Annotated in this window: 8 protein-coding genes; 4 read left to right on the forward strand and 4 right to left on the reverse strand. The window is 65.5% G+C overall.

Features of this window, described 5'->3' with window-relative positions; all coding sequences use genetic code 11:
- Positions 1–42: 42 nt before the first annotated feature.
- From DFQ15_RS05530 to DFQ15_RS05545, 4 genes are all read right to left on the reverse strand, one after another.
- Positions 43–315, reverse strand: coding sequence for a BolA family protein (locus DFQ15_RS05530; protein WP_110465014.1), 273 nt, complete (start codon positions 313–315; stop codon positions 43–45).
- The gene (locus DFQ15_RS05535; protein WP_110465015.1) at positions 312–854 is read right to left on the reverse strand and encodes a septation protein A; all 543 of its coding nucleotides are present in this window, start codon (positions 852–854) and stop codon (positions 312–314) included. Before DFQ15_RS05535 ends, DFQ15_RS05530 begins: the two co-directional genes overlap by 4 nt.
- A 71-nt stretch (positions 855–925) precedes the next feature.
- Positions 926–1,354 carry a peptide-methionine (R)-S-oxide reductase MsrB gene (msrB, locus tag DFQ15_RS05540; protein ID WP_110465016.1) on the reverse strand — a complete coding sequence of 143 codons (429 nt, stop codon included), beginning with the start codon at positions 1,352–1,354 and terminating at the stop codon, positions 926–928.
- The gene (locus tag DFQ15_RS05545) at positions 1,351–2,871 is read right to left on the reverse strand and encodes a protein adenylyltransferase SelO (RefSeq protein ID WP_110465017.1); all 1,521 of its coding nucleotides are present in this window, start codon (positions 2,869–2,871) and stop codon (positions 1,351–1,353) included. Before DFQ15_RS05545 ends, msrB begins: the two co-directional genes overlap by 4 nt.
- 141 nt (positions 2,872–3,012) lie before the next feature.
- Between DFQ15_RS05545 and DFQ15_RS05550 the strand changes: the two genes are divergently transcribed.
- The 4 genes from DFQ15_RS05550 to DFQ15_RS05570 all read left to right on the forward strand — a co-directional run.
- Entirely contained in the window at positions 3,013–4,653 is a 1,641-nt protein-coding gene (locus DFQ15_RS05550; protein ID WP_110465018.1) for a 3-(methylthio)propionyl-CoA ligase, read from the forward strand.
- A 723-nt stretch (positions 4,654–5,376) separates the two neighbouring features.
- On the forward strand, positions 5,377–7,872 hold the full coding sequence (gene xopC, locus DFQ15_RS17705; RefSeq protein ID WP_310593113.1) for a XopC/Rsp1239 family type III secretion system effector: 2,496 nt from the start codon (positions 5,377–5,379) through the stop codon (positions 7,870–7,872).
- A gap of 297 nt (positions 7,873–8,169) precedes the next feature.
- On the forward strand, positions 8,170–10,281 hold the full coding sequence (locus DFQ15_RS05565) for a 3-hydroxyacyl-CoA dehydrogenase NAD-binding domain-containing protein (protein ID WP_110465019.1): 2,112 nt from the start codon (positions 8,170–8,172) through the stop codon (positions 10,279–10,281).
- Between the two features lie 22 nt (positions 10,282–10,303).
- Positions 10,304–11,440 (forward strand): acetyl-CoA C-acyltransferase (locus tag DFQ15_RS05570; RefSeq protein ID WP_110465020.1); only part of this gene is annotated, 1,137 nt, incomplete at its 3' end.

Here is an 11,440-nt window from a genome sequence, read left to right on the forward strand (position 1 = left end):
CGGAAAATGCCGCGAGGGCAGTGAACGAAAGAAGGTTGTGCATCAGGAGGTTTCGATCGCCAGCGCATGCACGCCCTGGTCGATGAAATCGCGCAGCGCATCATACACAAGCCGATGTTGCGCCACGCGCGCCTTGCCGGCGAAGAGCGGCGAGGCGATGCGCACCCGGAAGTGGGTGCCGAAGCCGGTACCGTTGGCGCCGGAGTGGCCCGCGTGGGCGGCGCTTTCGTCGATCACGTCGAGCGCTGTCGGTGCGAGTCGCGCGGCCAGGCGCTCATGGATCGCGTCGGCCGTCAGGGCGGGGACGGCGCTCATTCGGCGGCCTCTTCGGTCTTCATGAAGCGGCTCAGGTACAGCGCCTGCACCACCACGAAAAAGGCCATCAGGCCCATGCCGCCGAACAGCTTGAAGTTGACCCAGGTGTCCAGGTCGTAGTTGTAGGCTACCCAAAGGTTGAGGCAGCCCATCACCGCGAAGAACCCGACCCAGCTCCAGCAGGCTGTGCGCCAGGCGCTGTCGGGCAACCGCATCTGCGCGCCCATCAGCGACTTGATGAAATTCTTTTTGAAGAAAAGTTGGCCTATGGCCAGTGTGCCGCCCATCAGCCAGTACAGCACCGTCGGCTTCCACATGATGAAGGTCTCGTCGTGGGCCAGCAGCGTGGCGCCGCCGAAGAGCACGATCACCCCCAGGCTCATCCACTGCATCGGCTCGACCTTGCCGTTGCGCCAGCGCAGGTAGCCGATCTGCAGCACCGTGGCCGCGATCGCGATGCCGGTCGCAACGTATATCCCCCAAATCTTGAAGGCGACGAAGAACAGGATGATGGGAAAGAAATCGATCAGCAGTTTCATGCGGTCGCGCCGTGGTCCGGCGATGCGTGGTGCGAAGGCGCGATTGTCGCGCGCCCTGCAAGGCGCCGAATTCAGGCGCCGGAGGCCGGGGTGAAGTCGAGCGATGCCGAGTTCATGCAGTAGCGCAGGCCGGTGTCGGTCGGGCCGTCCGGAAAGACGTGGCCCAGGTGGGCGCCGCAATGGGCGCAGACCGTCTCGGTTCGCACCATGCCGTGGCTGCGGTCGACGATCTCGCGGATCGCGCCGGGCACGGCCTTGGAGAAGCTGGGCCAGCCGCAGCCGGCGTCGAACTTGGTGTGCGAGTCGAACAGCGTATTGCCGCAGCAGACGCAGTGGTAGCTGCCGTCGGCCCACACCGCGTTGTACTTGCCGGTGAAGGGCCGCTCGGTCGCGGCGTGGCGGGTGATCTCGAAGGCGCCGCGTTCGGCGCCCTTCTGCGCGAGCAGTTCCTTCCACTCGGCATCGGTCTTCTGTACGGCAGTGGCAACGTGTTCGGTCATGAGGAGCAGCTGATTTCTATGGAAGAGGCCCAATCGGGCGGAAAGCCGGCATATGCGTCGGAGCCCGGATGCTCGTCACATGGGGCGGCGAGGAGCCGGCGCAAGGTATGGACTTCGGAGAAGTCCTTTAGTTTCGCCTGCCGGATAGCCTGTTCGCCCAGATGGTTGCGCAGGACGAACCTGGGATTGGTTGCAATCATCGATCGGCCCGCCAGCCCGCGGTCCAGGCCGGCCAGGCGCTCCGAATACTGTAGCAGCCACGCATCCAAGCGCGTCCGGTCGATGGCCATATCCTGTACGGGTGCACCGCCGTTACCGGTAACGTGGTGCGACAGGCGGCGCCAGAAGATGGTCCAGTCGGTGCGCTCGGCGGCCAAAAGCTTGAGCAGGCCATCGACCAGGTCGGCATCCGTTTCCCGGGCATCGGTCAGTCCCAGCTTGGCCCGCATGCGGCCCAGGTAGGCAGCCGGAAACGCGCTGCGGTAGCTCTCCAGCGCCTCCAGCGCGATCTTTTCGTCGTCGATCAGCGGCATCAGCGCCTGGCCCAGGCAGAACAGGTTCCAGTAGGCGATATTGGGCTGCTGGTTGAAGGCGTAGCGGCCCTGGGTGTCGCTGTGGTTGCAGATGTGCGCCGGGTCGAAGCCGTCGAGGAACTGGAACGGGCCGTAGTCTATGGTCAGGCCCAGGATGCTCATGTTGTCGGTGTTCATCACGCCGTGGCAGAAGCCGACGGCCTGCCACTGCGCCACCATGTCGGCGGTGCGCAGGGACACCTTCTTCAGCATCGCCGCATAGGGGTTGCCGCCCAGGTCGGCACCGCCCCGGCATTGCGGGTAGTGCCGGTCGATCACATGGTCGGCCAGGCGGCGCAGATCGTCGATCTGACCCCGGGCCGCGAAATGCTCGAAATGGCCGAAGCGCACGAAGCTGGGCGCTACCCGCGCCACGATGGCGGCGGTCTCGGTGGTTTCGCGCCGCACCGGCGTGTCGGAGCCGACGATGCACAGCGCGCGGGTGGTCGGGATGCCCAGGCCGTGCATCGCCTCGCTGCACAGGAACTCGCGGATGCTCGAGCGCAGCACCGCGCGGCCGTCGCCGCCGCGGGAGTAGGGCGTGGGGCCGGCGCCCTTCAACTGGATCTCCAGCCCGGATGCCGTCTGCCCCAGCGTCAGCGCGCGGCCGTCGCCCAGTTGGCCGGCCCAGACGCCGAACTGGTGGCCGCTGTAGACGGTGGCATAGGACGCGGTTCCGGCGGCCGGCCGGTTGCCGGCGAAGACCTCCAGCACGGCGGGATCGGCGAATGCGTCGGGCTCCAGGCCGACCATCGCGGCGACTGCGGGGCTGGCGTCGACCAGGTAGGGCGGTGCGACCTGACGCGCGGGCAGTTGGGTCAGGAAGCCGGTACCGAGCGCCGCGAAACCGGGCTGCCACGCCAGTCCCAGGTCGGTGGCGCCGTCTGCCGGCGCATCGGCAAGACGGGGGGGGTCGGCGGTGGAAGCGGCGGTGAAAGGCGTCATCGTTTCATTGTCCCGCACGCATGCATCACGCGTCCGCATGAGGGCAATCCCGTAAAGGGGCCCATTTTGCGCTGCGCAATACTGGCTCCCCGTTGCGTCCGCCATCCACCACCAACGCCATTCAGCCGAAAGGACCGTCCCATGCTGGGCCTCATGCAAAGCCAACCCCTGCTCATCTCGTCGCTGATCGAGTTCGCCGAACGCCACCACGGCGACGGCGAGATCGTTTCGCGCCGGGTGGAGGGCGACCTGCACCGCTACACCTACCGCGACCTGGCCCTGCGCGCACGCCAGGTGGCGCGGGCCCTCGACGCGGAAGGCCTGCCGGCATCGGCACGGGTGGCTACGCTGGCCGTCAACGGCTACCGGCACCTGGAGCTTTACTACGGCGTGAGCGGTTCCGAGCGGGTGCTGCACACCATCAACCCGCGGCTGCACCCCGACCAGATCGCCTGGATCGCCGGCCATGCGGAAGACCAGATCCTGTGCTTCGACCTGTGCTTCCTGCCGATCGTGCAGGCGGCGCATGCCGGGTGCAACACCGTCAGGAAGTGGATCGCGCTGTGCGATGCCGCCCGGCTGCCGCAGGACAGCGGCATCCCGGGCCTGGAGAGCTACGAGGCCTGGATCGGTGCCCAGCCGGCCACCTACGACTGGCCGGCCTTCGACGAGAACACCGCCTCCAGCGTCTGCTACACCAGCGGCACCACCGGGAACCCGAAGGCCGTCCTGTACAGCCACCGCTCCAGCGTGCTGCATGCCTACGGCTCGGCGCTGCCCGACGTGATGGCGCTCTCGGCCCGCGATGCGGTGCTGCCGGTGGTGCCGATGTTCCACGTCAACGCCTGGGGCATCCCGTACTCGGCCCCGCTCACCGGATGCAAGCTGGTGTTCCCGGGCGCGGCGATGGACGGCAAATCGGTCTACGAGCTGATCGAGTCCGAGCGGGTGACCTTCGCCGCCGGCGTGCCGACGGTCTGGCAGATGCTGCTCGGCCACATGAAGCCGCAGGGCCTGCGTTTCTCGACGCTCAAGCGCACGGTGATCGGCGGCTCGGCCTGCCCGCCGGCCATGATCACCGCCTTCCAGGACGACTACGGCGTGGAGGTGCTGCACGCCTGGGGCATGACCGAGATGTCGCCGCTCGGCACCCTCTGCACCCTGAAGAACAAGCACCTGGCGCTGCCCGCCGAGGAGCAGACGAAGATCCGGATGAAGCAGGGCCGCGCGATCTTCGGCGTCGACATGAAGATCGTCGACGGCGACGGACACGAGCAGCCCTGGGACGGCCGGACCTACGGCGACCTCTACGTGCGCGGGCCCTGGACGGTCGGCTCCTACTACGGGGACCACGCCAGCCCGCTGGTCGCCGATGCGCAAGGCCGGGGCTGGTTTCCCACCGGCGACGTGGCCACGATCGACCCCGACGGCTACATGCAGATCACCGACCGCAGCAAAGACGTGATCAAGTCGGGCGGCGAGTGGATCAGCTCGATCGACATCGAGAACATCGCGATGTCGCACCCCTCGGTCGCGATGGCCGCCTGCGTCGGCATGCCGCATCCGAAATGGGACGAGCGGCCGATCGTGGCGGTGGTGCTGCGGCCGGGCGCGGTGGTCACGCGCGAGGAACTGCTGCAGTTCTACGAAGGCAAGACCGCCAGCTGGCAGGTGCCCGACGACGTGGTCTTCGTCGGTGCGATTCCGATCGGGGCGACCGGCAAGATGCTCAAGACTCGTCTGCGCGAGCAACTGGCCGACTACCGCCTGCCGGTTTCCTAGACCGTATCCTGCACCTTGGCGTATCCGCATGGATCCCGCAGGCGGGTGAGCGCAAGTTTTGAAATCCGGTATTTGATCTGGCCTTCAAAAAATGATCGGCCCATATCATTGCCCAGCCCATCGCCTTGAGAATCAATGCGACTTCGGCTGAGAAGCCACCGAAGCGGTCTCTTTTCAGGGACCTCTGACCCCATAGACCTGCCATGCGGCGGCGACTCCGGCAAAACCGTCCTCGCCGGGGCCCCTTTTCGCTATCGGCGTCTTCTGCGCCCGGCTCCCGGGCGTATGCACCCCGCCCGGCAAAGGTCTATCGCAACACCCGCTCCCCGGTAGGCGAAGCGAACAATTGGCGATGGTTCGGCGCGATTCGGGCCACAAGCCAGCGCTACAGCGGTCGCACATCATCTTTCGCGGTATCAGACATGCTTCGTTTGTCATGTCACATCTTCGCTAATTCGACATACATATGCATATGGATTTTTATCATCCGGGTGAAGCCCCCGCAACGCAACAGCATCCAGCGGGCCTGTAAAAAGCCGGTGCAACCCATTGCCAGCCGGTATTCATGGAGGATTTCTGCCGCTACCTGCCTATTCAAAATCCATCCAGGAGAGAAGTCTCCGTCTCGAAGATGCCCGGAGGCCGCGCCGGCGAGTCATGGCACGCAGACTATCGCCTTCGGGGCATACATCATTTGATATGTAACCATCCAATTTTTAATATATGGACGCTTTAACTTCCTTAGATAACCATCCCGTTGCGCTGGACACCGTGGCCGCTACCGAGCTTGCGCAATCGCCTCTCGCTGTCGGACGCAACAGTGCCGTTTCAGCCCAGGTACTAAACGCCTGGCATGATCAACTCCGGCCCGCGCCGGGGTGTGTTCACGATCGCCCGCCACCCCGCTCCGCCGATGCGAAGTCCGCCCTGGACTCCATGATCCAGCAGCACCGGGCTTCCCCGTCGGACCGCGGCAACTTCCGACTGTCCGACCAGCAGCTGGGATCGGCTACCTTCATGGATTCCCAGGCCTACCACCAGCGCATCGACACCGACGCTCCGTTTTTCTTCGGCGAGTACGCCACCGAGCAACCCAGCTTGTCGATGGTGAGGGAGATGCCGCAGGACAAGCAGGACTACTACGCGGTACGACACGCCGGCAAGCGCGGACGCGACCTGTTCACCGACGAACCCATCGAGGGTGGCAACAGCAAGATCGGCAAGCTCAAGACCAGTCCGTTGCTCAGCACGCAGAAAAGCGGGACCCGGGCTATCCGCGGCTTTGCCGCGACCGCAACCATCGACCAGTCGCGCGGCGCCTATATCGCCCGGCTGCACGATCATGTGGTCAATGCTATAGGGCGTCCCGAGGGCCAGGTGGTGCATCTGGTCCGTCCTGCGCGGGACTACTATGTGGCGGACAACACTCTGAACTTCTTCACATTCTGTCAGCAGGCGGAATTGGCCAGCACCCTCAATGCCCTGGAGGCCCAGGCGGCCAAGCGCGAAGGCCGTCCCGCCCTCAAGTTCAGCGACAACAAGTGTCTGGTCGGCTTGTCGCGTACCTCCCGCACCGAAGCCACCCCGATCGGCCGCCTAGTCCAACAGCCGTTCTTCACGACCTCGGAACTGCAGCCCGGCGACAAGGTCATCATCTCCGACGACCATATCCAGGCGGGAGGTTCAATGCTGGCGATGAACGCCGCGGCGCAGGGTGCCGGTGCGGACGTGCTGGCCATCGCTACGTTGAGTTCCCATCCGCTATCGCCGCAATTGGCCATGGCCCCCGAAGTCGCCGCCTTCCTGGACCAGACCTTGGCGGCGTGGGACCCGGAGAATCTGGTCGCTAGTCGGTTGGCCGAACTCGGCATGCCGCGCGACAGGCTGACGAACAGCGAGGCGATGATCCTGATTGCGTACGCCATCGACCCAACCGATACGCAAGCCGTGGAGAAGTTCGAAAAAATGCAGGCGCGGTTCTTCAGGCACGCGCACTTTCACAACGTCGGCATCGATCCGGATGCTCCTGACGCCGACGGGCGGATGGAAAGATTGGCGCAGCGCCAGGAGAACGCCGGTACCGCATCGGCGCGGTCCTTCATCGGAAATGCAAGGGTTCTGGAAGGCGAGCACGATTCCCTGACACCCATCCTGAAACAACATCCAAAGACTCCACAGGAGGTCGTCGATGAACTGGACCAAGTCAGCAAAAGCAGCCGCAAATCGGTCCAGGGCTCTGAGGTCAAACAGGTGATAGTGCTGGATTGGGACGACTGTCTGCGCGACGAAAAAGGCCTGAACTACCAGCTCATGCACAACGCCCTGGCCGTCGCCGCAAAAGAGCATGCGAAAACCCTCCCGGAAATTGGCGAAGTGCTGGAGCGTATGCGCAACCGGGCGGAAAGCGGTATTCCGGCGGGTGAGGGCGATCCCCTGTTGATGCGAAGCCAGGAAGACTTTACGCATCATCTGATGGCCAATCCCGGCATCTTCAAACGCCACGTCGTGGAGGACTTCGTAAACGCCATGGGCCTACCGCCGGACAAGGAAGGCACCGTGGTCAATGCGGTCTATGCAGAGTTCAACCGCCAATATAGGGCATTGATGCGGTCGAAGCCTGAGGACAAGCGCGGCGACCTGCCGTTTCCCGACGTGCAGTTTTCGCTGATGCCGGGCGCGCGCGAGTTCCTCGAGAAGTGCCGGACCCCCGAATCGCGTGTCGTCCTCATCAGCAATCGTGGCCATGGCGAACTCGAGGACGAGGTCAACCACCTGGGCATGGCCCATTATTTCGACGTGGTGTCCGGCATCCCGGTGGTGACGCGCGACAGGTCCGACGCACAACCTGCACAGATGCCGGAAGACTTGCAGCGGCGGCTGACGCAAAACCTGCGCTGCGGCGACCTGAGTGCGCTGCGCGAGGTGCTCGACGAAGTCGCCGACTACGCACATCCGAACACGACGGCGGTGGGGCGTTTTGCAAAGAAGCCGGACGTCGCGAGGCTGTTGGACGCCTTGGCTCACCTGTCCGTGCAACCCGACGTGCCCATCACCTCTTATGGAGACCAGACTTCCGACGTCCAGCAGCTGACGGGACTGGCGGGGCAAGGCCGTCGGCTCGAAGGCGTGATCATCAACCCGCAGCGCAGTGACGTGGGGCAGCAGATCGAGGTGGATGGTGTGCCGACACGCGTGATCGGCAGTCTGAACGATATTTAACGGACGAGTCGCGGGCATTCGCTGTGGGGCCGGCCGGCCAAGCTTTGTAAGCGGGCCGAGCCGAGTCCCCACAGCCTCGGGACACAGGCGTGCGTCCGATTCCTTCCCCGCTTGCCTGCTGCACGATGGCGATGCGCGTCGACGCGGTGCGGCAGCGCCTCCGCACCTCGCGGATGTCCTTTGTGGGACATCGCAGGTGGCCGGGCCGCGGACAGGCCCGTAGAATAAAAAAGCACGATCGTTCGCTCCTGGCCTTCGGGCCCGGAGCATTGTAATTTATCACCCAGGAAGAAGCGCATGACGGCTGAATACCGATTGGACGGCGGCGTTGCCGTGATCACCCTGAGCAACCCGCCGGTCAACGGGCTCGGCCTGTCGACCCGCCAGGCCATCACCGATGCGCTGGCCCGCGCCGAAGCCGACGACGCTGTCGAGGCCATCGTGTTGACCGGGGCCGGCAACGCCTTCTCGGGCGGTGCCGACATCAAGGAATTCGACTCCCCGAAGGCAGTGCAGGAGCCCAACCTGCTCAGCATGATCCTGGCGGTGGAGAACACCCGCAAGCCGGTCGTCGCGGCACTGCATTGGGTGGCGATGGGCGGCGGCCTGGAACTGGCCCTGGGCTGCCACTACCGCATCGCCGCACCCGGCACGCTGGTCGCACTGCCCGAGGTGAAGCTGGGCCTGATCCCCGGCGCCGGCGGCACCCAGCGCCTGCCCCGGGTGCTAGGCGTGGAGACGGCACTCAACATGATCGTCTCGGGCGAGCCGGTCAAGAGCGAGTTGCTCAACGGCCTGCCGGGCCAGAAGCTGTTCGACCGGCTGGCCGCATCGGCCGAGAGCCTGCCGCAGGAAGCGGCCGCCTTCGCCCGCGAAGTGGCCACCCGGCATGCCGACGGCAGCCCGCTGCCGCTGGTGCGCAACCTGTCCTGCGGGCATCCGCAGGGCGAGGCGTACTTCCAGTTCGCGCGCAACATGGTCAAGGGGCTGACCAAGAACTTCCCGGCGCCGCTCAAGTGCGTGGACGCGGTCGAAGCCGCCACCAAGCAGAAGTTCGACGCGGGCATGGTCTTCGAGCGGGAAATCTTCACCAACCTGATGTTCACGCCCGAATGCAAGGCGCTGCGCCACATCTTCGTGTCGGAACGCGCGGCGTCGAAGATTCCAGATGTTCCCGAGGACATGGCCAGGCGCGAGGTCAAGGCCGTCGGCGTGATCGGCGCCGGCACCATGGGCGGCGGCATCGCGATGAACTTCCTGAACGCCGGCTTCCCGGTCACGATGCTCGAGACCCGGCAGGATGCGCTCGACCGCGGCGTCGCCACGATCCGGAAGAACTACGAAGCCCAGGTCAGGAAGGGCAAGCTGACGCAGGACAAATACGAGCAGCGGATGGCGCTGCTCACCACCACCCTGCAGTACGACGACCTCAAGAACGCCGACCTGGTCATCGAAGCGGTGTTCGAAGAGCTGGGTGTGAAGGAAGCCGTCTTCAAGCAGCTCAATGCCGTGGCCAAGCCCGGCGCGATCCTGGCTTCCAACACCTCGACGCTCGACGTCGAAAGGATCGCCGCCTTCACCCAGCGTCCGCAGGACGTAGTGGGCATGCATTTCTTCAGCCCGGCCAACGTGATGAAACTGCTGGAAGTGGTGCGCGGCAAGGAAACCGCCCGGGACGTCCTGGCCACGGTGATGGCCATCGCCAAGAAGATCAAGAAAACGGCCGTGGTCTCGGGTGTGTGCGACGGCTTCATCGGCAACCGCATGATCGAACAGTACAGCCGCCAGGCGGGTTTCCTGCTGGAAGAGGGCGCCACGCCGCTGCAGGTCGACAAGGCGGTCGAGAAGTTCGGCTTCGCGATGGGCCCGTTCCGCATGGGCGACCTGGCCGGCAACGACATCGGCTGGGCGATCCGCAAGCGCCGCTACGTGGAGAAGCCGGGCCTCAAGTACAGCAAGACCGCCGACCTGCTCTGCGAGCTGGGCCGCTACGGCCAGAAGACCGGTGCCGGCTGGTACGACTACCTGCCGGGCAAGCGAGACGCGATCCCGTCGAAAGTGGTGACCGACATGGTCGAGCAGCACCGCAAGGATCTCGGCATCGCCCCGCGCAAGATCAGCGACGAGGAGATCGTCCAGCGCCTGGTCTACGCCCTGGTCAACGAAGGTGCGCACATCCTGGAGGACGGCGTCGCGTCGAAGGCGAGCGACATCGACATGGTCTACCTCACCGGCTACGGATTCCCGGTCCGGCGCGGCGGCCCGATGCACTATGCCGACCAGGTAGGCCTCTTCAACGTGGTGCGGAGCATGCAGCGCTTCGCGCGCAATCCGCAGGACGATGCCGATTTCTGGCGGCCCGCGCCGCTGCTCGCCCGGCTCGTCGCCGAAGGCAAGAGCTTCACCTAAAGATCACTCGAGGCATCCATACATGAGCAAAGCCGTCATCGTCTCCACCGCCCGCACCCCGCTCGCCAAAAGCTGGAAGGGCGCTTTCAACATGACCCACGGGGCCACCCTGGGCGGCCATGCGGTCCGTCATGCGATCGCGCGCGCCGGCATCGACGCGGCTCACGTCGAGGACGTGATCATGGGCTGCGCCACGCCCGAGGGCGCCACCGGCGCGAACATCGCCCGCCAGATCGCGCTGATGGGCGGCTGCCCGGTCACCACCTCGGGCGTCACCGTCAACCGTTTCTGCTCGTCGGGCCTGCAGACCATCGCCACCGCCGCCCAGCGCATCGTCGCCGGGGACGGCGAGGTGTATGTTGCTGGCGGCGTGGAAAGCATCTCCTGCGTGCAGCAGGAGGCCAACACCCACATGATGCGCGATCCCGATCTGGTCGGGCGGAAGCCCGAGATCTACTGGAGCATGCTGGAGACTGCAGAGCAGGTCGCCAAGCGCTACGACATCGGACGCGACGCGATGGACGAATACGGTGCCGCCAGCCAGCAGAAGGCCTGCGCCGCCCAGGCCGAGGGCCGCTTCGACGACGAGATCGCCCCGATCACCGTGACGGCCGGCGTGGCCGACCCGGTGATGGGCCTGCGCACCAGGGAAGTCACCGCCTCGAAGGACGAAGGCACCCGCGAAGGCACCACCAAGGAGGGCATCGGCGGCATCCGCCCGGCGATCCCGGGCGGCGTGATCTCCGCCGGCAATGCCAGCCAGTTCTCGGACGGCGCCGGTGCCTGCGTGGTGGTGTCGGAGGAGTACGCCGAGCGCCATGGGCTGAAACCGCTGGGCCGCTTCCTCGGCTTCGCCGTCGCCGGCTGCGAGCCCGACGAGATGGGCATCGGCCCGGTGTTCGCCGTGCCGAAGGTGCTGGATCGCCTGGGCCTGAAGGTGTCCGACATCGACCTGTGGGAGCTGAACGAGGCTTTCGCGGTGCAGGTGCTGTACTGCCGCGACAAGCTGGGCATTCCGGCCGACCGGCTCAATGTCAACGGCGGCGGCGCCATCGCCCTGGGCCACCCCTACGGCGTATCGGGCCAGCGCCTGACCGGCCATGCCTTGATCGAAGGCAAGCGCCGCGGTGCCAAGCGCGTAGCGGTCACGATGTGCATC

It is taken from the genome of Xylophilus ampelinus (assembly GCF_003217575.1).
Taxonomy (GTDB): domain Bacteria; phylum Pseudomonadota; class Gammaproteobacteria; order Burkholderiales; family Burkholderiaceae_C; genus Xylophilus; species Xylophilus ampelinus.

Coding starts and splice junctions, on each gene's coding strand:
- DFQ15_RS05530 (WP_110465014.1), bottom strand. CDS start 315: ATGAGCGCCGTCCCCGCCCTGACGGCCGACGCGATCCATGAGCGCCTG.
- DFQ15_RS05535 (WP_110465015.1), bottom strand. CDS start 854: ATGAAACTGCTGATCGATTTCTTTCCCATCATCCTGTTCTTCGTCGCC.
- msrB (WP_110465016.1), bottom strand. CDS start 1,354: ATGACCGAACACGTTGCCACTGCCGTACAGAAGACCGATGCCGAGTGG.
- DFQ15_RS05545 (WP_110465017.1), bottom strand. CDS start 2,871: ATGACGCCTTTCACCGCCGCTTCCACCGCCGACCCCCCCCGTCTTGCC.
- DFQ15_RS05550 (WP_110465018.1), top strand. CDS start 3,013: ATGCTGGGCCTCATGCAAAGCCAACCCCTGCTCATCTCGTCGCTGATC.
- xopC (WP_310593113.1), top strand. CDS start 5,377: ATGGACGCTTTAACTTCCTTAGATAACCATCCCGTTGCGCTGGACACC.
- DFQ15_RS05565 (WP_110465019.1), top strand. CDS start 8,170: ATGACGGCTGAATACCGATTGGACGGCGGCGTTGCCGTGATCACCCTG.